A 20596-nucleotide genomic window follows, 5' to 3' on the forward strand; every position below is an offset into this window, starting at 1 on the left:
GCGTGTTCACGGAAGAAGGCGGTACCAGTCGGCCAGCGCCTCGCCGATGGCCTGTGGTGCGTCCTCCTGGATGAAGTGGCTGCCGGGCACGGTGACTTCCGCCTGATTGTGCCAGCTCCGGCAGGTCTCCCGAGCGGGGCCGATCAGAATGGCGCCGGGGTCGGCGTTGATGAACAGCTTCGGTATGGCATTGCCGCCCATCCACGCGGCGTACTCGGCAACAATGTCGTGGACGTCGGCGGGTTCAGCGTCCAGCGGGATCTCCCGCGGCCATGTGAGCGTTGGTCGTCGCGCTTCGCCGGTGTCGGAAAACGGGCGTCGGTACTCTGCCATCTCCGCCGGCTCCAGCTCCCGCAGGATCGAGCCCGGCAGGATGCGCTCCACGAAGACGTTCTTTTCCAGGATCATCTGTTCCCCGGCGTCCGAGCGAAGTCCCTGGAACACCGGTTTGATGGCGTCGGGCCATTCCTCCCACTGCAGGGGGCGCACGATGGCCTCCATGTAGGCAATGCCCTTGATCCGGTCCTGGTGCCGGCACGCCCAGTCGAAGCCCAGGGCCGAGCCCCAGTCGTGGAGTACGAGCGTGACGCGATCACCGAGATCCAGCTGCTCAAGCAGGGCATCGAGGTACTCCCGGTGCTCCACGAAGCGGTAACGGCCGGGGCCCGACTCGGCCAGCTTGGCGGAATCACCCATGCCGATGAGATCGGGTGCAATGCAGCGGGCGTGGCCCTCCATGTAGGGGATGATGTTGCGCCACAGGTAGGACGACGTCGGATTCCCGTGGAGAAAGACGACCGTGTCGCCTCGCCCCCGGTCGACGTACGCCATGCTGTGGCCGTTCACGTTCAGCGTGTTCTTTGCGGGCACGTCCGTGGACAGCATAGGGCGCCTCTCGGTAGCGACATCTCGAACAACGTCCTTGGGCTTGAGTCAGGGTTCCGTGCCCCGAGTATTGCACCGAAGGACGCACGCTGCCGAGGACGGAGGTGTTTGTCACCACCGCCCGTCGCTGTCCCGCGATGCGCGTCAGAAGCGCCCGTATACCTCGGGATCCTCGGCATCGGCGGTGATGCGGTAGACGGTGAAGGGTTCCTGCTTCTCGCCGGGCATGCCGGGTGAGCCGGTGGGCATGCCGGGCAGGGTAATGCCGCGGATCATCGGCCGCTCCTCGAGCAGTTGCTCGATGACCTCCACGGGCATGTGACCGATCACCGTGTAGGGGCCCACTTCCGTGGTATGGCAGCTTGCCATGGTGCGGTCGATCCCGGCCTCCCGGAAAAGCGGCACCATGCTGTCATGATCGACAACGTCCACATCGAAGCCCTGGGCCTCCAGGTACTCCACGTAGAAATCGCAGCAGCCGCAGGTGGGCGTCTTGTGCACGGTGGCGGCCGTGGCCAGGGCCGTGCCGGGCACGGCCAGGGCCGCGGCCATGAGCAGGCGTCGCAGAGTGTACTGATTCATCGCTGGTTCCTCGTGTTGCATTCGTGTCGTCAGGCGGACCTGCGGGCCAGGCGCGGCGCCGCCGCGTAACAGCGGGCATCAGGAGCGCAACGCCGACGCGCCTGCGTCGATCCAGCTGGTGGCACCATAACCGGGATCGGCACGATCACAATTGATCCGGGTCAAGCCCGGAGAGAAACCGTTGTTGCGCGCGCACCTCTTTCCGGAATATTGAGTGATATGTTATAACGTCATGCACTGGACTCGGTAACTAAAGGGCGCTCCCGCCAATGGAAACGGTGACAACTTCGGGTAGTGCGGCTGTCCGTCCGGGTGGCGGAACATCGGTCGAGGGGGCCGGATGCGACGTGCTGGACAACGCCACTGCCCAGGGCGTGAACATGGCGATCTGGCGTCGCGGGCCCATGCCCGAACTCGGTCGGGAGGTGGCCGGCATTGGTCCGGACTGGTGTGAGGCCCTCCGCCTGAATACCGCCGTCACGAGTGCCGATGTGGCACTGGCCCGGGCGCTCGACGGCGCTGACCTTGATCCGCAGGCCCTCAAGCACTGGATCATGGACATGGCCGGTCTTGCAGCCGTCTTCGCCAGGCTCCTGGGCAAGTCGTCCGTGCAGATCCGCATCGAAGCCATGCGCGCCACCATGTGCCCGCGGTTCCACGTCGATCACAATGATCTTCGGCTGCTGTGTACCTATCGTGGCCCGGCGACCGAATGGTTGACCAATGACCAGGTCGACCGTCACGCCCTGGCCAACGGGCGCCCGAACGAGGAGTTGATGCGCTTCGGGCCGGCGCAGTGCATGGAGCCGCTGTGGGTCGGCATCATGAAAGGGGGCCGCTTCCCCGGCAACGAAGGCAATGGTCTCGTCCACCGTTCCCCGCCGGTGGAGAACCCGGACCGGACCCGCATCCTGTTCTGTGTCGACGCCTGAACTGCCATCGCCGTAACGCTTGCTCATTCATCACAAGGAGCGTCTTCCATGTCCGTGTATGGATCTCCGGTGACGGGACGCCTTCCCGTCACCGTACTGTCCGGTTTCCTCGGTGCCGGCAAGACCACGCTGTTGAACCACGTGTTGCATAACCGCGCAGGGCAGCGGGTTGCGGTCATCGTCAACGACATGTCCGAAGTCAACATCGACGCCAACGAGGTGCGGAACAGCACGGCGTCGCTGTCGCGTGCGGACGAGCAGCTGGTGGAGATGAGCAACGGCTGCATCTGCTGCACGCTGCGTGACGACCTGCTGCAGGAAGTCAGGCGCCTGGCCGGCGAAGGGCGGTTCGATTACCTGCTCATCGAGTCCACGGGGATCTCGGAGCCCATGCCGGTGGCGGAGACCTTCACCTTCCGCGACGAAAACGGGGTGAGTCTGGGCGACCAGGCGCGCCTCGATACCCTGGTCACGGCGGTGGACGCGCGCAACTTTCTGGCCGACTACAGCTCGCAGGACCAGTTGACCGCGCGCGGCGAGTCCGCCGGCGCGGAGGACGAGCGCACCGTCGTCGACCTGCTGGTGGACCAGGTGGAATTCGCGGACGTCCTGGTGCTGAACAAGACGGATCTGGTCGCCCCGGAGGAACTGGAGCGTCTGGAAGCCATCCTGAGCAGCCTGAACACACGCGCGCGGATCATCCGTAGCGAATTCGGGCAGGTCCCGCTGGAGCAGATCCTCAATACCGGCCTGTTCGACTTCGATGCGGCCATGAACGCGCCCGGTTGGCTCGCAAGCCTGCACGAGGAGGTGGTGCCGGAAACCGAAGAGTACGGCATTGGCCACTTCGTCTATCGGGCCCGGCGCCCGTTTCACCCGCAGCGGTTCTGGGACTGGATCCAGTGCGAATGGCCGGGCGTGATTCGCTCCAAGGGGCTGTTCTGGCTCGCATCCCGGCCGGACATGGTGGGCAACTGGTCGCAGGCGGGCGCGGTTGCCCGGCACGGCCTGGCCGGCATCTGGTGGGCTGACATCGACCCTGCCGACTGGCCCGTGGACCCGGAACTGCTGGCGACCATTCGCGGACGTTGGCAGGAGCCCTACGGCGACCGGCAGCAGGAACTGGTGCTGATCGGCATGAACATGGACGAGGCCATGCTCCGCGGCCGGCTGGACGCTTGCCTGCTAACGGATGAGGAACTTGCGCTGGGCCCGAGTGGCTGGCGGTCCCTGCCGGACCCGTTCCCGCGATGGGCATTCGCCGGCGAGGAGGAGGAAGCCCCGGCATGAGCGTGCCATCCGGTCGATCGGGAGGCATCAGCCAGGCCGAACTGCTGAGCATGCCCGAGCACGAGTACATGAATCGCGAGCAGCTGGAATTCTTCCGGGAGCTCCTCCTGGCCCAGCGCCGGGAACTCCTGGAAGCCGCCGAGGCCAGCATCACTGAACTCAGGGAGCGGCCCGTGTTCCCGGATGAGGCGGACCGTGCCAGCTCCGAGGAAGAGTTCACGCTGTTACTGCGGCTGCGCGACCGGGAGCGCAAGCTCCTACCCAAGATTGACCAGGCTCTCAATCGCATCGATCAGGGCACCTACGGCTGGTGCGAGCAGACGGGCGAACCCATCGGCCTCCGGCGTCTGCTCGCGCGCCCCACGGCGACGCTGAGTGTCGAGGGGCAGGAGTACAAGGAAGCCAGGGAGCGGCACTACAGCAAGTAACTCTGTGGCAATCACCCGTTTGTCGGGCGTTGCGTTCCGCAGTGATTCATCCCGCCATCCCGATCTCCCGGCATCTGCCACACGAAATAAAATGATATAACGTCCTTTTATTATATAGCATGACCTTTCAGGAGGGCAGTCATGAGATACCTTAGAGGCGCTCTGCCGACCACGATGGCCGGCTCGCTTCTGCTCGTCTTCGCGTCCGGACTCCAGGCCGTTCGTGCCGGTGAGCGGCGGCCCGGCCATGACGGATGTGGTGGCGCCCGACGGGGAGTCGGCGATCGATGCACTGCTGTTCTACCGTGTCACCCTCAACCCGGAAGGGCGGCGCGCGGATTTCCTGGCCCTCGACGTGCCGGTGCTCCAGGGCATGATCTACCGCGACGGCCCGGAGTCGGCCTGGCGGGCCGATGATGTCGGCTTTCCCCGGGGCAGTACGCCGTTCTACTTCGCCATGGCGGAGATGGCGGGCATCACGGACCCCACGGTGGTCGCCGCGGAACGCCAGGGCGATGACCAGGTGGTTGCCGTCCGCCCGGAACTGGACATGCTGGTACAGCGGGCATTCAACGCCGTGGAACTGCGGCGCACGCCCAACGCCGACAAGCGGTTCGGCATCTATATCTACAACTACCCGTCAGGCGAAACGAACTTCTCCGCATCCAACCTGAATGTCCCCGAGAGCCTGGCGGCGACCGTGCAGGACCTGGCCGACGCCGGCTACAGCGTCGACCTCGTCGATGCCGACGCCATGACCGACGCCGGCAAGCGGCTGGTGGGCGCGTATTACCGGGATGCGGAGCTGGACGCCCTGATCGAGGATGACCTGGCCGTGCGCTACCCGGTGAGCGCGTACCGCGAGTGGTTCGACAGCCGGAGTGACGCCCTGCGCGAGCGGGTCAGCGAGGAGTGGGGTGACCCGGAGGGAGCACGTACCGTGGTCGAGCATGAGGGCGAGCCCCATTTCGTGATCCCGCGCCTGCGGCTCGGGCACGTGGCGTTGCTGCCGCAACCGCCTCGCGCCATGCCGGACGACCCGGAGCGGGAAGGGGAGTACCACGACACTGATCTGCCCTTCAGCCATGATTACCTGGCCAGCTACGCCTGGCTCCACCAGCAGCATCGGGCCGATGCCCTGGTACACTTCGGGACGCACGGCTCGGCAGAGTTCGGCGTCGGCAAGACCCGCGGCCTGGCCGCCGATGACGACCCCCAGGCCGTGGTCGGCGAGCTCCCTCACATCTACCCGTACATCGTGGACAACCTTGCCGAGGCCACCATCGCCAAGCGGCGCACGCGGGCGACGATGGTCTCTCACCAGACTCCGCCCTTCGCCCCCGCGGCGCTCTACCACGAGCTGGTCGATCTCCACGACCTGATCCACGACTGGGAGGAACTGGAGGACGGCCGGACCCGCGAGCGTGTCGAAGACCAGATCATCGAGACCAGCCGGGCGCTGGATATCCACGCCGATCTGGGCTTCAGTGACGAGGACCTGGACAGCGCCTTCCACGACTACGCCCACGCCGTCCACCACTACATCCACGATCTGGCGCAGGAGAGCGAGCCCATCGGCCTGCACACCTTCGGGCGTCCGGCGGACGACGAACACCTGCTGGCCACGGTCATGCAGATGCTGGGTGATGCGTACTACGAGGCCACCGCGACCGACCGGCACGAGCTGTTCGTGGGCGATTTCGAGACCGCCGTCGTGGAATCCGAACCCTATCGCCTCCTGGAAGACCATCTGCTCGGCGACCCCCCCGAAGCCGACGTGGAAACCGCCATCGCGGCTCATCTGGAACAGGGACGCGGCCATCTGGATGCCCTGCGCAACGCCTGGAACGAAACCGATGCGTTCATCCATGCGCTGGACGGCGGCTTCGTGGAGCCTTCCGTGGGGGGCGACCCCATGCGCAACCCGGATTCCCTGCCCACCGGGCGCAACCTGTACGGTTTCGATCCCTCCCGTGTGCCCACCCGCGCCGCCTACGAGACCGGCGCCGAGCTCATGGAGGGCCTGATCCGGGATCACCGGGACGACCATGGCGAGCCACCGGAGCGGCTGGCGTTTACGCTCTGGGCCATGGAGGTCATGCGCCACCACGGTGTCATGGAAGGGCAGGTGATGACGGCACTGGGGGTGGAGCCGGTGTGGAACGACCGCGGGCGCCTGGAGGGCTACGAGGTCATCCCCCGGGATGAACTCGATCGACCGCGGGTGGACGTGGTGCTGCAGCCCAGCGGGCTCTACCGCGACGCCTTTGCCGGCACCCTGGAGCTGCTGGCCGGGGCGGCTGCCGAGGTGGCGGATCTGAACGAACCCGACAACCCGGTGCGTGCCATGACGCGCCACCTGGCCCGGCAACTGGAAACCACCGACCTGGACGCGGACGCCGTGGCGCGGTTGAGCCGCACCCGCGCCTTCTCCTCGGACATCGGCCAGTACGGTACCGGACTCGACGGCGCCGTGGCGGACGTGGACGCCTGGGCCGACGGCGATGCCCTGAACGAGGACTACATGGGCGAGGTCTTCCTGGACCGCCTCCAGCACGCCTATGGTCCCGATCCGGAGTACTGGGGCGAGACTGTTCCGGACATCAACCTGTTCGCGCAGCAGCTGGCCACCGTGGACGCCGCCGTGTTCGCCCGCAGCTCCAACGTCTTTGGCCTGCTGTCCTCCGACGACCCGTTCCAGTACCTGGGCGGTTTGTCGCTGGGTGCGCAGACGGCCGGCGGTGAACGGCCGGATCTCTACATCAGCACCCTGCGCGATACCGCCAATGCGCGCATGGAGCGGGCCGACCGCTTCCTCTCCCGGGAGATACGCTCCCGCTACCACCACCCGCGCTGGCTGCAGAACATGGTGGACGAAGGGTACTCCGGCACTACCATGCTGCAGGACACCGTGGAGAACCTCTGGGGCTGGCAGGCCACCGCGCCGGAGATAGTGCGCGACGACCAGTGGGAGCGCTTCTTCGACATCTACGTGGAAGACGCCTACGACCTGGGGCTGGACGAGTGGTTCCAGCAGCACAACCCGGAGGCGCGCACCCGCATCACCGAACGCATGCTGGATGCCGTGCGCACCGGTCACTGGTCCCCGGACGACGCCGTTCTGGAGGCCCTGGTGGAGCAGCACCAGGCCTGGACCAACGACCACGGCGAAACCGGCACCAGCGATGAGCGCGAGGCCTTCGTTGCCGACACCGCAGCGGGTTTCGGCACGAACGCCGCCGCACCGGCGGACACCGGCGGCATGGCCGAGCCGGTGACCGTCGCCGGCGAGGTGATGGAGCCGGTCGCCGAGCCGGAGCCGGCGGCCGACGCCGGCGCACCCCGCTGGCAGATCCTGGCCTACATCGGTGCCCTGATCCTGCTCTTTCTGGCGGGAATGCTCCATCAGGCCGTACGCGGGCGCCGCCAATGGGCTCTCACCATGCAACAGGAGGGGAACTGAACCATGACCGCACTGGAAATGGGCATGTACGAACTGGGGCGGCTCTTTCTCGTCCCGGTGCTGGTGATCATCATGGCGTCGTTCGCCTACGCCTTCTACGCCCTGGGCGCCTTCGCGCTGGAGGCATGGCAGCGGCGCCGGGCCACGGCGCCGTGCCCGTTGCAGCACTATCAGGCCCGGGCGGGCAAGGCCGACAGTGAGGAACTGGAGCTGGTCATCCTGCGCCAGCTGGAGCCCCTGCGGGTGGTCTCGCGCACGGCGCCCATGCTCGGCCTGGTCGCCACCATGATCCCTCTGGGCCCGGCGCTGCTGGCGCTGGGTGACGGTGACCTGGCCACCGTGGGCGAGCAGCTCGTGGTCGCCTTTGCCGCCGTCATTCTGGCGCTCATCACCGCCTCCATCACGTTCTGGGTGCTGACCGTGCGCCGCCGCTGGCTCCTCGCCGCCCTCAAGCGACTCGAGCAACAGGGGGCCACTGCATGAGCCGGTTTCTGGATGCCGACGACGCGGACGATCCGATTCTGTCCGTGGTCAACGTCATCGACGTGTTCCTGGTGATCATTGTCGTACTGTTCATCATGGTGGCCCAGAGCACGGCCAGTGAACTGAGCGAGACCGACGAGGTGGCGGAGGACGGCGAGATCGTGCCCGAAACCATGGAGACCCTTGAGCGCTACGAAACCAGCGGCGAGATCGGCGAAGGGCAGGGCGTACGCGCCGGGACCACCTACCAGCTCGACGATGGCACCATGGTGTTTGTACCCGACGGCGACGATTGACGGCTGCCGCCCCGGAGCCTGTCAGCGTTCAATTTCTTCTGGAGGCGCGGCTTCTTCGGCGAGGGATTGCATGGTATGGTGCGGCGCATCATTCGCGCAGGAGGTGATGCCTTGGCGAAGCGCAGACGCAAGCTCATTGATCTGGCATTGCAGGGCGGCGGCTCTCACGGGGCGCTGACCTGGGGTGTCCTGGACCGGCTTCTGGAAGAGGAACGCCTGGAGATCGACGGCGTCAGCGGTACCAGCGCGGGGGCGATGAACGCGGTCGTGCTTGCGGACGGCCTGGAGCGCGGCGGTCGGGACGGTGCCCGCGAGGCGCTGGGGATATTCTGGCGCGCCGTCAGCCGGGCGGCGGCATTCTCGCCTTTCAAGCGCACGCCCCTGGACTGGCTCACGGGGAACTACGGGCTGGACCGTTCGCCCGGCTATCTGCTGTTCGAGCAGATGACGCAGATGGTGCCGCCGTCCGTGCTGAATCCGCTGGGCATCAACCCGCTCCGCGATCTGGTCACCCGCCAGGTGGACTTCGAGCGGGTTAACAACTGCAGCAAGACCAAGGTCTACGTCACCGCCACCAACGTGCGCACGGGGCGCCCGCACATCTTCCGCCAGCCCGGGCTGAGCGTCGACACGGTAATGGCCTCGGCGTGCCTGCCGTTCATGTACGAAGCGGTGACCATCGACGGTGAGCCGTACTGGGATGGCGGCTATACCGGGAATCCCGCGCTGTACCCGCTGGTGGAGGATCAGGGCTGCCGTGACCTGGTGGTGGTGCAGATCAACCCACTGGTGCGCGAGACCCTGCCGCTGGGCGGGCGCGACATTCTCAACCGGATCAACGAGATCACCTTCAATTCCAGCCTGATCAAGGAACTGCGCTCCATCCACCTGCTGCAGCAACTCATCGAGGCGGAAGGGCTGGATCTCGAGAGTTACCGGGCCATGCGGCTCCACCTGATCCATGCCGAGCGGGAGGTGGAGTCCCTGGGCGCGTCGAGCAAGCTCAACGCCGAGTGGCCGTTCCTCGAGCGCCTGTTCCACAAGGGCCGTGCCTGGGCCGATGACTGGCTGGATCGGCATTTCGATGACATTGGCAAGCGGGCCACGTTCGACCTGGACGAGGTGTTCAAGGACTCCTTCCAGCCGGTGCGGCACAGCCCGGACGGCGGCTCCGCAGGCTCCGCCTGATGATCGGTGTCCTGGTCATCGTCGTTGCCCTGGCGCTGCTCATCGTGCTCGCCTATCGGGGGCTCAGCCTGTTGATCCTGGCACCGGCGCTGGCTGCGCTGGTGGCGCTGGTGTCCGTGGAGGCCCCGCTGCTTGCCAGCTACACCCAGGTGTTCATGGGGGCGGCGGGCGATTTCATCGTGCGCTTCTTCCCGTTGTTCCTGCTGGGGGCGATCTTCGGCAAGCTCATGGAGGACTCCGGCAGCGCCGAGTCTCTGGCGCGGGCGCTGGTGGCGCGCCTGGGCGACGGACGGGCCATTCTCGCGGTGGTGCTTGCCTGTGCCGTCATGACCTATGGCGGCGTCTCCCTGTTCGTGGTGGCGTTCGCCGTCTATCCCATCGCCGCCGCGCTGTTCCGCCAGGCCGATCTGCCCAAGCGCCTGATTCCCGGGACCATTGCCCTCGGCGCATTCACCTTCACCATGACGGCACTTCCGGGAACACCCGCAATCCAGAATGCCATCCCCATGCCGTATTTCGGCACCTCGCCCTTCGCCGCGCCCGGACTGGGCATCCTGACCGGGCTGCTTATGCTGGTGCTGGGACAGGCGTGGCTCAACTACCGCGCACGCCAGGCCCGGCACGCCGGTGAGGGGTATGGCGAGCATGCCGGCGAGACGGGCCCGGTGTTGGACCCAGCCATGCGTGAGCACGCCGCTGGCGAGGGCTTCGACGTCAATGAGCTCCCCCGTGAAGCATCGCCGCCGAATCTGCCGCCATTGCCCCTGGCCGTGCTGCCCATTGTCCTGGTGATTGTGCTGAACCTGCTGTTCACGGCCATCATCATCCCGGCCATGGATACCGATTACCTGGCGGAGCCCGTGTACGGCGCGACCACCATTGAATCAGTGCGCGGGCTCTGGTCCGTGATCTCGGCCCTGGTGGTCGCCAGTGCCGTGCTGGTGGCCGTGAACTGGCGTCGCCTGAGTACACTGACGCGCAGTCTCGACAGCGGTGCCAACGCCTCCCTGCTGCCCATTTTCAACACCGCCAGCCTGGTGGGCTTCGGTTCCGTGATTGCCTCGCTGACCGCCTTCGACATGATCAGTGAATGGGTAACCGCCGCCGGCGGCGACAATCCGCTGATCTCACTGGCCATCGCCGTGAACCTGCTGGCGGGCATGACCGGTTCGGCCTCCGGCGGCATGAGCATCGCCCTGGCAACGCTCGGTGACACCTACCTGGCCATGGGTCAGGCCGCGGGCATATCGCCGGAGCTCCTGCACCGGGTCACCGCCGTCGCCACCGGCGGGCTGGACGCGCTGCCACACAACGGCGCGGTGATCACGCTGCTGTCCATCTGCGGCCTGACGCACCGGCAGGCCTACCTGGACATCGCCGTGGTGGGAGTGATCGTGCCCATCATCTCCCTGGTCTTCCTGATCGCCACAGGAACCCTGGTGGGAACGTTCTGAAGACGGCGCCGTGGCGCACGGTCGATCTTCTCGAACGGCTTGGGCACCGTATGCAGCGCAATATTCAGGGCAATGTCGCAGTGCTCGATGATGTCCAGGCGTTGTTCGAAGGTATCGGGCCTCCTGCCGGTTCTCTTTCCGGGCATCGCCTGGCCCACTCGGGTCAGGCGGCGTTCAGGGTGCGCTCAACGGCCGCCACCTCACGCTCGGCATCCTCCGGGGTCAGCCAGGTGTCTGGGCGGATGCCGTTTCGGTACAGATTGGTGAAAGTCTTGATCAGCCAGAAACCGTTGAGGAGATCGTCAATGGAGCTCTTGGAAAACCGGAACATTTTTCTGAGGCCTGGACACTCCGAGAAATAGTCTCGCATTGGCGGCTCAATCTTGCTGTCCCTGAGCCCGTCCCGCAGTTTGCGCGCCTCGTCGATCGCCGCCCGCTCATGCTGGTCCAGAGGCCTTGGAGCCTCGTTCAAAAGCCGGATGAGCGTGTCTGCACAGCGGATCGCGTAGGGGTAGTATGCGGGCTTGAGCAGAAGTCGGCCCTCGCGGGTGAGATAGACCAATCTGGACATGGGCACTTCGATCTCGTCATGCACCCGATCCCGGGAGCTCGCCGTCCAGTTGATCCAGCCTTCGACATCCACACGCAGCAGTGTCCCAAGCCACCCTTTCTCAACCGGAAGCGGCAAGTCGTGGTTCTCCGCACGCTCCTTGAGCCAGTGAAGTTGGGCCACCATCCGCCCTTCGGCGGTGCTGTCCACATTCTCGAATGGCTTGAGCACCGTGCCGAGGAGAATGTCGCAGTTCTCGATGATGTCCAGGCGTTGTTCTTCGGTGTTGGGCATGGTGACTTCCGTCAGGGTTTGAGTACTTTGAGGGCACCTTGGTCGATGGTCACCTGGGTGCCACCACCGGGCATGGTTTTGCGCATGAGGTTCGTGGTGTAGCCACTGGTGGGGTCATGGTACTGGAGCAGTTCAGTGGCCGGGTCGATATCTGCTTTGATCGCCTCCGTGGGCTGGGTGACCTCCAGGATGTCGATCTGATCGGCGCGGTTGAAACAAGGGAGCGCCAGGTGGTTCTTGACGCCCTCCCGGTCCCAGTGGCCATCGCGATGGAATCGCTCCTGGACGTCCCGGAAACCCGCCTCGTCGAGGAGGTAGGCGGAGTTGCCCAGATCCCGATCGCGACCGTGGGAGTTGAAACCGTACGCCCGATCACCCGGCTGCAAGGGCTCCGTTCGGGCGTTGGTTCCGGATTCGAGGACCTCTCTGACCTTGCGGTGAGACCATCCTTGATCGTCCAATTGTTCCGCCATTTGCTGGTTTCTGGTCGACAGATTCTCCATATCGAGCTCACGCTGGGTCCGGAACGAGTCATCCTCGACGTCCGGGCGCATGTCGCTATTGTGTAGTCCCGGGTGCGGGGTCGGCCCAGGTTGCGCGGGTGGTACGGAGCGGCCGTCGCGGCCGATCTCGGGATCATCGCGGCGGCGGTCGTCCGGCCGGCGGCGGCCGCCCGTGCGGCGCAGGAGCTGGACGATCTCCGCCATGACCTCGATGGCGCGGCGGGTGAACTGGCCGATGCGCCGGGAGGCGCGGGCGGCGACCACCGCGATGCCGGCGCCGGTGAGCGCCAGGCCCAGGCCGATGATCACCTCGGCGCCGATGACCACCGCCACCGTGGCGCCGCCACGCAGCAGCCAGGTGCGCCGGTCGAACTCGGAGATGGACTCCTTCCAGCCGATGAGGAAGTCCCACAGCAGCTCCCGGGTGGCGCTGTCGGCGAGCAGCGCCTCCAGCGTCTCGCGCCCCCGGCGCAACAGCGCCAGGGCCCGGTCGATACCGCCCTGGACGGTGAGACCGAGCTGTGTGAGGCGGTGCTTGATATCCTCCCAAGTGGCCTCGGTGAGCCGCTCGCCCAGGTCGTGGGCGAGCTGCCAGCCGTCCGTCATCTCTCTTTCAGGGTATTATCGCCTGGCCCGCTCAGGTCAGGCGGCGTCCAGGGCGCGCTCCACGGCCGCCACTTCGCTCTCGGCATCCTCCGGGGTCAGCCAGGTGTCGGGGCGGATGCCGTTGAAGAAGGCGTTGGCGACCGTTTTGATCAGCCAGAAGCCGTTAGGGAGATCATCGATACAGCTGCCGAAAGGTTTGTAGACACGCCTGATGCCGGGAAACTCTGGAAAGTAGTGCAAGATCGGAGGTTCAATTCCGCCGCGCTCAAGACGCTCTCGCAGTGTTTTTACCTCGCTGATCGCCGCCTGTTCATTCGGGTCGAGAGACCTTGGAGTTTCGTTTAACAGCCGGATCAGAGCAGTCGCGCACCGGATGGCGTAGGGGTAGTATGCGGGCTTGAGCAGCAGTCGGCCCTCGCGGGTGAGATAGACCAATCTGGACATGGGCACTTCGATTTCCTCATGCACCCGATCCCGGGCGCTGGCCGTCCAGTTGATCCAGCCTTCGACATACACACGCAGCAGTGTCCCAAGCCAGCCTTTCTCAACCGGAAGCGGCAAGTCGTGGTTCTCCGCACGCTCCCTGAGCCAGTGGAGTTGGGCCACCATCCGCCCTTCGGGAGTGCTATCCACTTTCTCGAACGGCTTGAGCACCGTATTCAGCAGAACGTCGCAGTTCTCGATGATGTCCAGGCGTTGTTCTTCGGTATCAGGCATTGGGATGTCCGTCAGGGTTCGAGCACTTTCAACGCATTCTGGTCGATGGTCACCTGGGTGCCACCCCCCGGCATGGTCTTGCGCATGAGGTTCGTGGTGTAGCCACTGGTCGGGTCATGGTACTGGAGCAGCTCAGTGGCCGGGCCGATATCCGCCTTGACCGCCGCCGTGGGCTGGATGACCTCCAGGATGTCGATCTGGTCGGCGCGGTTGAAACAAGGGAGTGCCAGGTGGTTCTTGACGCCCTCCCGGTCCCAGTGACCGTCGCGGTGGAACCGCTCCTGGACGTCCCGGAACCCCGCCTCGTCGAGCAAATAGGCGGAGTTGCCCAGATCCCGGTCCCGGCCGTGGGAGTTGAAACCGTACGCCCGATCACCCGGCTGCAAGGGCTCCGTTCGGGCGTTGGTTCCGGATTCGAGGACCTCTCTGACCTTCCCGTCTTCCCAACCTTGTTCATATAGTTGGTTCGAAGCTCGTTGATCCGTCTGAGAGAGATTCTCCATATCGAGCTCACGCTGGGTCCGGAACGAGTCATCCTCGACGTCCGGGCGCATGTCGCTATTGTGTAGTCCCGGGTGCGGGGTCGGCCCAGGTTGCGCGGGTGGTACGGAGCGGCCGTCGCGGCCGATCTCGGGATCATCGCGGCGGCGGTCGTCCGGCCGGCGGCGGTCGCCCGTGCGGCGCAGGAGCTGGACGATCTCTGCCATGACCTCGATGGCGCGGCGGGTGAACTGGCCGATGCGCCGGGAGGCGCGGGCGGCGACCACCGCGATGCCCGCGCCGGTGAGCGCCAGGCCCAGGCCGATGATTACCTCGGCGCCGATGACCACCGCCACCGTGGCGCCGCCACGCAGCAGCCAGGTGCGCCGGTCGAACTCGGAGATGGACTCCTTCCAGCCGATGAGGAAGTCCCACAGCAGCTCCCGGGTGGCGCTGTCGGCGAGCAGCGCTTCCAGCGCCTCGCGCCCCCGGCGCAATAGCGCCATGGCCCGGTCGATACCGCCCTGGACGGTGAGACCGAGCTGTGTGAGGCGGTGCTTGATATCCTCCCAGGAGGCCTCGGTGAGCCGCTCGCCGAGGTCGTGGGCGAGCTGCCAGCCGGATGCCACGGCGTCGGCACTGCGCTCGATCACGACGCTGCCGAGCTCCGGTAGATCGCTGACCGCCTCCCGCACCCGGGCGGGAAGCTCCGCGGCGGCGCTGGTCACCTGCTCACCGAACGCCCAGAGATCCTCGCCCACCGACACTGCGGCACTCCCGGCGGCGTGGAAGAACGCGCCGGTGACGATGAGGTGCTGTTGCCAGACCGGACTCTGGTAGAACGCGGAGTCGGCGGCGTCGCGGCTGAGCCAGCGCTGCCGGAGAATCCCGCCCAGCTCCCGGGCGAGCTCCAGGCGCTGCAGGTGCAGCGCGTCATCCCGCCCGCTCAAGGGGACGAGGTCGCCGTCCACCGTCTCGGGCACTTCGAAGAGCACATCGTCCGGGTTGAACAACCGCCCGCGCTCGGCGGGGTCGAAGGCGTAGATCTTGATGCGTGCCCGCAGGAACAGCTTCTCCAGGCGACTGCGCAGCGCCTGGCCGGACCACTCCCCGGCGGTGGGCACATCGCCGAAGCGCTCCACCAGCCGCACCTGCAGCCGGCGCGGCATGCGCCGGATCAGCGGGAGGAGATCCTCCCGCTCCAGCGCCGTGCGGCGCATGATCATCATGAACGTGGGCCGGAACAAGGCGCCCGTGAACACGTAGAGCACCCGGCTGGTCTCGTAGCCAACGGGACCGCCTTCAGTATGGGCCAGGTGGGAAATCGGGAAGTACTCGTCCATGAGTCGTGCCTTGCGTTGTTCCGTCCGTGGGGCGCATCCATTGCGCCCGCGGGCATGCCCCTGCCCGCGCATTCGCCAAAAATCCTAGCGGATCAGTTCCGGGGTGGCAAGATAACCCCGTCCGGACAAAATCGATGAGTAACGAATGCGGCGATGCAGTTCGTGGTTTCCATCCACCGGTGGACGGGCGCGACTGGTACCATGGCTGCTCGAACGCCGCTGATCCGGAGCCCGTCATCCGAAGCCTGATTTACGACACCCTGGTCCTCAAGCTCACCTCGCGGTGGTACGCGCAGGTGCTTGAGCGTGTGCCCGAGGGTGCTGCCCTGCTGGATGTGGGGGTTGGTACCGCCGGTGCGCTGCTGGCCAATGCCGACCTGGTGGAGCGCAAGCGCTTGCGGATTACCGGCATCGACATCGACGCGGACTACATCGACAGCGCCCGGGGAAGACTCCGCGACTCCAGTCTGCGGGAGCGGGTGGAAGTGCGCCGGGAATCCGTCTACGACCATGCCGGCGGCCCCTACGATGCGGTGTACTTCTCGGCCAGTTTCATGCTCCTGCCGGAACCCGAGCGTGCCCTGCGCCATTGCTGCACGCTCCTGAACCCCGGTGGACGCATCTACTTCACCCAGACCATTCAGGAAAACCGCTCGCCGTGGATGGAGACGCTCAAGCCCATGCTGAGACGCTTTACCAGCATTGATTTCGGTCGCGTGACCTACACCGACGATTTCCGGGCGCAGATCCGCGCGGGAGGAATGGGAATGGAGGAATTCACGATATTGTCGCGGCATGGACCCAGGCTGTCGTGTCTGGCGGTGGCTTCGCCCATGGAGGGCGCCGGGGCAGAGTGATGCAGCGGCTGGTCACGATCGGCTACGAACGGGCGACCATGGAGGCGTTCCTGCAGGCGTTGCAGGTGGCCGGCATCGATGTCCTGGTGGACGTCCGCCAGGCCCCGGTGTCCCGGCGCGCGGGTTTCTCCCGGCGACAGCTCGCCGACGCTCTGGCGGCAAGTGGCATTGAGTACCGGCACGAGGGTGCCCTGGGGGCCCCGAAACCCATCCGGGATGCGGTCAAGGCCGGTGGGGACTACGCGACATTCTTCCAGGCATACGAAGCCCATCTGGCCACGCGGAGTGACCGCGTCGACGGTCTGGTGAGTGATCTGGCGGACAGCAGCGTCGCGCTCATGTGCTACGAGCGGGATGTGGCCATCTGCCACCGCGGTACGGTGGCCCGGGAGATTGGGCGACGAACCGGGCTGGAGCCTGTCCATCTGCAGCCTTAAGGCGTTATTCCGACTGCGCGAGGACTTCGAATCCCTTGTCCAGGTGCACCGGATGGCCGTGTGGCGTTGCCTCGTAGGCGGCAACCCAGGCCTCCCGAAACGCCCGTAACTCGTCCGCTGTGGCCGGGTCGCGCTGGATGAGCAGATGCTCCAGGGCCTGCAGCCAGTCCAGGTAGTACTGTTCCGGCCGGTCCGCGATCCCCGCCTCGCCGGAGCGCCGGCGCTGAGCGGCAAGGGCCTCCGCCCACTCGCTCCAGGTGAACATGCCGCGCTCGTTAAGGTGCACGGCAAGAGCAAACGCCTGGGCCTGCCACGGGGCCTCGAAGCACGGTTGTTCGTCACCGTGCATTGAGGTAGCTCTCCCACAGATCCAGCATGACCGTGTCGCCTTCCAGGGCGTCACTTCCCCAGAGATCCCGGGCGAGGAACTGCACCGTGTACAGGTGTTCGGGGTTCTCCCCCTGGTAGTGCGCGTTGGTATCCGGCAGGACATGGCCGCCATGATGGCGGAGCACCACGCCGGTGCGCCCACGGGCGTAGCGGGGCAGCCGCGTGTGCCCGGTCGGGTGCTCATTGGCCGTCGTGACCCGGTCTCCCACGCGGAACCGGGGCGTGGTTGGCGCGTCGCGCTCGGTAGGTCCTCCGCGTCGGAGCATTGCTCGCGCGCCGTCGGCGTCCACCGGCGGGGTCAGGGGCTCACCCCGGGGTTCGCCGCTGCGCAGTTCCTCCTCCGTGACCAGGCCGGTTTCGAGCATGAGACGCTCCAGGGCGTCGATCCAGCGCTCATAGTAGCCGTAGCGCAGGTACTGCGCCGGGTGCATGTCCTCCCGTGCACGGCGGCTGGCATCGATGTTCCAGCGCCCCCAGGCGGCCATGACCACGGTCATCGCCATGGCGCGGTTGTACCACTCGGGGTGGGGGTGATCGTCCGCCTTGTCCGGCACGGGGCCGAAGCCGTGCATGCCGCCCAGATCGTGTGCGCCGTTCATGCGGCACCTCCGATGTCCTCAGGGCCCCGGGCCAGCCCGGCGCCGACCATGGAATCCCGGGTGACCAGGTCCACCAGCGCCTCTTCGCTCCAGCCCTCGGTCCCGGCCGGCCGTTGCGGGATGACCAGGTAGCGGATCTCCGCGGTGCTGTCCCAGAGCCGCACCTCGGTGCTGTCGTCCAGCTCTACGCCGAATTCGGCCAGCACCGCGCGTGGTTCCCGGACCGCGCGGGCCCGGTAGGCCTCGGACTTGTACCAGGTGGGCGGAATCCCCAGCACGGTCCACGGATAGCAGGAGCACAGCGTGCAGACCACCAGGTTGTGCACCTGGTCGGTGTTCTGCAGCGCCACCATGTGCTCGCCCTGGCGCCCCTGGTAGCCCAGGTGGGCGATGGCCGCGGTGGCGTCATCCAGCAACCACTGACGGTAGTCCGGATCCACCCAGGAGCGGGCCACCACCCGAGCCCCGTTGCGGGGGCCCACTTCGTTGGAATAGGTCTCGATAATGGCTTCCAGTGCGCCGGGATCCACCAGCCCCTTGCGGGTGAGGAGGGACTCCAGGGCCTGGACCCGCAGGGCCGGCTCCGGCGGCACGTGACTGTGATCGTGGTGGTGATCGTCACCCATGGGGAGGCTCCTCGTTGGCATCCTGCGTTGACAATAACGCGTCTGGTGGCGATGTCCAGAACTGGAAAGTCGGGCTTTAGGCACACAGGTATCCTTCGGTAGCGGACTGGCGAGCGGGCGCACAGAGTCCATACTCAGAGGCAGCAGGCCCGGTTTCGCTCCGTCTCTCGTGTGTCTGCCAGCCGGGTAACCGCGTGGCCGGGCACCAGGAGTCGCGCCATGAGCAACGCAGAGATCACCGCCGAGATCCGGAACGAGCCGTTCTTCGCCGGTCTGGACGAACCGGTACTGCAGTATCTTGGCAGTCATGCCACCCGGCAGGTCCTGCCGAAAGGCAACTTACTCTTCCGCCAGGGTGACGCTGCGGATGCGTTCTACATGCTTCTTGGCGGCGAAATCCTGGTGGAGATCCCCGCAATCACGGGCCCGTCACTGGAGATTCAGCGGCTGGGGCAGGGACAGGTCCTGGGGTGGTCCTGGTTAATCTCTCCCTACAGGTGGACCTTCCAGGCCCGCGCCGAGGAGGACACCGAGGTGCTGGCGTTCGATGGTGCCGCCATTCTCGCGCATTGCGAAGAGAACCCCGATTTCGGATATGCGCTACTCAAGCGCTTTTCCGCCCTCATGTCCGAGCGTCTGGAAGCTGCTCGGCGACGCATGATGGACGAGTGGAATCCGCCCGGGTTTGCATGATCCGGTGGGGCACTTCCGTCCCCGGTGCGTTCGGCGGGTGGGGACGGGGGTGCGTGGTCTCTGATAGATTGCCTTCATGGCGGCAATCAGCAATCCGGACACGCTATCGCTCACGGGCCTTCATGCTGCTCTCCGGGCTGGCCGTCTCTCGGTTCGTGAACTGGTACAAGGCGCCGTCGCGGGACACGACGCCACCGAGGATCGCGACCAGGCATACTTCGCGTGGAGCGGTCATCAGGGCCTGGCGCTGGCCGAGCATGTGGACGGCCTCCTGGCCCAGGGGCGCGACACCGGCCCCCTGATGGGGCTGCCGGTGTCGGTGAAGGAACTCTACGGTGTGCCCGGTTTCCGGACCTACGCCGGGTCACCGGCCCCCATGCCGGAACGCTGGGAAGCTCCCGGCCCCTTGGTGCAGCGGTTACTGGGCCAGCTGGCCGTGATCATGGGCAAGACGCACACCGTTGAATTCGCCTTCGGCGGTTTGGGAGTCAATGTGCACTGGGGAACGCCACGCAACCCCTGGGACCGGCAGGCACATCGAGTGCCCGGCGGATCAAGTTCCGGGGCAGGTGTGTCTTTGCTGCAGGGAAGCGCCCGCCTTGCCCTGGGGACGGATACGGCCGGCTCCGTGCGTGTGCCGGCAGCCATGACCGGGGTTGCCGGTCTCAAGACCACCCGTGGCCTGTTCTCCATCGACGGCATCGTGCCTCTGTCGCCAAGCCTGGATACGCCCGGTCTTCTTGCCCGCGACGTGGCTGATCTTGCCTTCGGTTTTCATGCCCTCACTGGTGGTCCCGCAGGCCCGGAGCAGCCATCGGGGCCGGAACCCCGGGCCATCCGGCTGGGTGTTCCCAGGACATTCTTCTGGGAGGATTGCAGCCCCGGGGTTGTCGCGGCGGTGGAAGCGGCTGTCACGACACTGGAACACGCCGGCGTGTCCCTGGTGCCGCTGGAATTGCCGCATACCGGCGAGGCCTTCGATCTTCTGCGGGCAGGTGGGCTCGCGGCCCCGGAACTGGCCGCGTTCCTGGAGCAGGAGAGCCCGTCGCATCTGCAGACGCTGGATCCCGTTGTTGTCGCCCGCATTCGGGCCGCGGAAGCGTTGCCGGCCACGGCCTACATCCAGCGGCGGCAGCGTCTCGAGGCCATGAGCCGGGATGCTGCCCGGGCGCTTGCGGATGTGGACGCCCTGATCACCCCGACTGTCGCAGTGACGCCACCACGGGTGGACGAAGTGGCGAATACGGACGATTACGCCCGCCACAACGTGCTCGCCCTGCGCAACACCGTGGTGGCCAATTTCATGGGGCTGTGCGGGCTGACCATGCCGGTGGGTGTGGACGCCGCCGGCATGCCCGTGGGCCTGCAACTGCTGGCTGAGCCATGGCAGGAGGCACACCTGCTGCGCCTTGGCGCCAGTCTGGAGGGTGTGCTGGGCCGGGGTGCCGACCTCCCGGGATACCCCCTGTAAACGGCACCGCACGCCCCGCAGACCGTGCG

At 66.2% G+C, this 20596-nt stretch carries 21 protein-coding genes; 12 read left to right on the forward strand and 9 right to left on the reverse strand.

The window, feature by feature from the left end:
- Window positions 1-6 precede the first annotated feature (6 nt).
- On the reverse strand, window positions 7-885 hold the full coding sequence (locus KU884_RS04395) for a haloalkane dehalogenase (RefSeq protein WP_167781475.1): 879 nt from the start codon (window positions 883-885) through the stop codon (window positions 7-9).
- A 144-nt stretch (window positions 886-1029) separates the two neighbouring features.
- Window positions 1030-1467 (reverse strand): DUF411 domain-containing protein, encoded by a 438-nt coding sequence (locus KU884_RS04400; RefSeq protein ID WP_167781476.1) that lies wholly within the window; start codon window positions 1465-1467, stop codon window positions 1030-1032.
- A gap of 347 nt (window positions 1468-1814) precedes the next feature.
- Here KU884_RS04400 and KU884_RS04405 point away from each other — a divergent pair, with 347 nt between their 5' ends.
- The 8 genes from KU884_RS04405 to KU884_RS04440 all read left to right on the forward strand — a co-directional run bounded on the left by KU884_RS04405 (window position 1815) and on the right by KU884_RS04440 (window position 11001).
- On the forward strand, window positions 1815-2399 hold the full coding sequence (locus tag KU884_RS04405) for a DUF1826 domain-containing protein (RefSeq protein ID WP_167781477.1): 585 nt from the start codon (window positions 1815-1817) through the stop codon (window positions 2397-2399).
- A gap of 48 nt (window positions 2400-2447) precedes the next feature.
- Complete coding sequence (gene zigA / locus KU884_RS04410) at window positions 2448-3689, forward strand: zinc metallochaperone GTPase ZigA (protein ID WP_167781478.1); 1242 nt, start codon at window positions 2448-2450, stop codon at window positions 3687-3689.
- Window positions 3686-4117 (forward strand): RNA polymerase-binding protein DksA, encoded by a 432-nt coding sequence (gene dksA, locus KU884_RS04415; protein ID WP_167781479.1) that lies wholly within the window; start codon window positions 3686-3688, stop codon window positions 4115-4117. The genes zigA and dksA overlap by 4 nt, the downstream gene beginning before the upstream one ends.
- 247 nt (window positions 4118-4364) lie before the next feature.
- Window positions 4365-7580, forward strand: a complete 3216-nt coding sequence (locus tag KU884_RS04420; RefSeq protein ID WP_254432170.1) for a cobaltochelatase subunit CobN — start codon at window positions 4365-4367, stop codon at window positions 7578-7580.
- A gap of 3 nt (window positions 7581-7583) precedes the next feature.
- Window positions 7584-8063 (forward strand): MotA/TolQ/ExbB proton channel family protein, encoded by a 480-nt coding sequence (locus tag KU884_RS04425; protein WP_167781480.1) that lies wholly within the window; start codon window positions 7584-7586, stop codon window positions 8061-8063.
- Window positions 8060-8359: a DUF2149 domain-containing protein gene (locus KU884_RS04430; RefSeq protein WP_167781481.1), complete on the forward strand. Its 300-nt coding sequence runs from the start codon at window positions 8060-8062 to the stop codon at window positions 8357-8359. The genes KU884_RS04425 and KU884_RS04430 overlap by 4 nt, the downstream gene beginning before the upstream one ends.
- Before the next feature lie 111 nt (window positions 8360-8470).
- Window positions 8471-9547, forward strand: coding sequence for a patatin-like phospholipase family protein (locus tag KU884_RS04435; RefSeq protein WP_254432171.1), 1077 nt, complete (start codon window positions 8471-8473; stop codon window positions 9545-9547).
- Entirely contained in the window at window positions 9547-11001 is a 1455-nt protein-coding gene (locus KU884_RS04440; protein ID WP_167781483.1) for a GntP family permease, read from the forward strand. The genes KU884_RS04435 and KU884_RS04440 overlap by 1 nt, the downstream gene beginning before the upstream one ends.
- A 163-nt stretch (window positions 11002-11164) precedes the next feature.
- Here KU884_RS04440 and KU884_RS04445 read toward each other — a convergent pair whose 3' ends face one another.
- Genes KU884_RS04445 through KU884_RS04460 form a run of 4 tightly spaced genes read right to left on the reverse strand, consistent with a single transcriptional unit; the run spans window position 11165 to window position 15566 of the window.
- Window positions 11165-11845, reverse strand: a complete 681-nt coding sequence (locus KU884_RS04445) for a hypothetical protein (protein ID WP_167781484.1) — start codon at window positions 11843-11845, stop codon at window positions 11165-11167.
- Between the two features lie 11 nt (window positions 11846-11856).
- A complete protein-coding gene (locus KU884_RS04450) occupies window positions 11857-12954 on the reverse strand; it encodes a hypothetical protein (RefSeq protein WP_167781485.1) in 1098 nt (365 codons plus the stop codon).
- A gap of 36 nt (window positions 12955-12990) precedes the next feature.
- Window positions 12991-13671: a hypothetical protein gene (locus KU884_RS04455; RefSeq protein WP_167781486.1), complete on the reverse strand. Its 681-nt coding sequence runs from the start codon at window positions 13669-13671 to the stop codon at window positions 12991-12993.
- Between the two features lie 11 nt (window positions 13672-13682).
- The gene (locus KU884_RS04460; RefSeq protein ID WP_167781487.1) at window positions 13683-15566 is read right to left on the reverse strand and encodes a hypothetical protein; all 1884 of its coding nucleotides are present in this window, start codon (window positions 15564-15566) and stop codon (window positions 13683-13685) included.
- Window positions 15567-15730: 164 nt separating this feature from the next.
- Here KU884_RS04460 and KU884_RS04465 point away from each other — a divergent pair, with 164 nt between their 5' ends.
- Together KU884_RS04465 and KU884_RS04470 are read left to right on the forward strand one after the other, a co-directional pair.
- On the forward strand, window positions 15731-16351 hold the full coding sequence (locus tag KU884_RS04465) for a bifunctional 2-polyprenyl-6-hydroxyphenol methylase/3-demethylubiquinol 3-O-methyltransferase UbiG (protein ID WP_254432240.1): 621 nt from the start codon (window positions 15731-15733) through the stop codon (window positions 16349-16351).
- Window positions 16351-16788, forward strand: coding sequence for a DUF488 family protein (locus KU884_RS04470; protein WP_167781489.1), 438 nt, complete (start codon window positions 16351-16353; stop codon window positions 16786-16788). Before KU884_RS04465 ends, KU884_RS04470 begins: the two co-directional genes overlap by 1 nt.
- A gap of 4 nt (window positions 16789-16792) precedes the next feature.
- Here KU884_RS04470 and KU884_RS04475 read toward each other — a convergent pair whose 3' ends face one another.
- Genes KU884_RS04475 through nthA form a run of 3 tightly spaced genes read right to left on the reverse strand, consistent with a single transcriptional unit; the run spans window position 16793 to window position 18403 of the window.
- Window positions 16793-17137 (reverse strand): nitrile hydratase accessory protein, encoded by a 345-nt coding sequence (locus KU884_RS04475; protein ID WP_167781490.1) that lies wholly within the window; start codon window positions 17135-17137, stop codon window positions 16793-16795.
- Window positions 17127-17777, reverse strand: coding sequence for a nitrile hydratase subunit beta (gene nthB / locus KU884_RS04480; RefSeq protein ID WP_167781491.1), 651 nt, complete (start codon window positions 17775-17777; stop codon window positions 17127-17129). Before nthB ends, KU884_RS04475 begins: the two co-directional genes overlap by 11 nt.
- A complete protein-coding gene (nthA, locus tag KU884_RS04485; protein WP_167781492.1) occupies window positions 17774-18403 on the reverse strand; it encodes a nitrile hydratase subunit alpha in 630 nt (209 codons plus the stop codon). Before nthA ends, nthB begins: the two co-directional genes overlap by 4 nt.
- 219 nt (window positions 18404-18622) lie before the next feature.
- On the opposite strand from nthA, the gene KU884_RS04490 reads away from it, so the two are divergent.
- Both KU884_RS04490 and KU884_RS04495 read left to right on the forward strand, forming a co-directional pair.
- Window positions 18623-19096: a Crp/Fnr family transcriptional regulator gene (locus KU884_RS04490; RefSeq protein WP_167781493.1), complete on the forward strand. Its 474-nt coding sequence runs from the start codon at window positions 18623-18625 to the stop codon at window positions 19094-19096.
- Window positions 19097-19172: 76 nt separating this feature from the next.
- A complete protein-coding gene (locus KU884_RS04495) occupies window positions 19173-20567 on the forward strand; it encodes an amidase (RefSeq protein ID WP_167781494.1) in 1395 nt (464 codons plus the stop codon).
- Window positions 20568-20596 lie beyond the last annotated feature (29 nt).

This window comes from Aquisalimonas sp. 2447 (genome assembly GCF_012044895.1).
Taxonomy (GTDB): Bacteria; Pseudomonadota; Gammaproteobacteria; order Nitrococcales; family Aquisalimonadaceae; genus Aquisalimonas.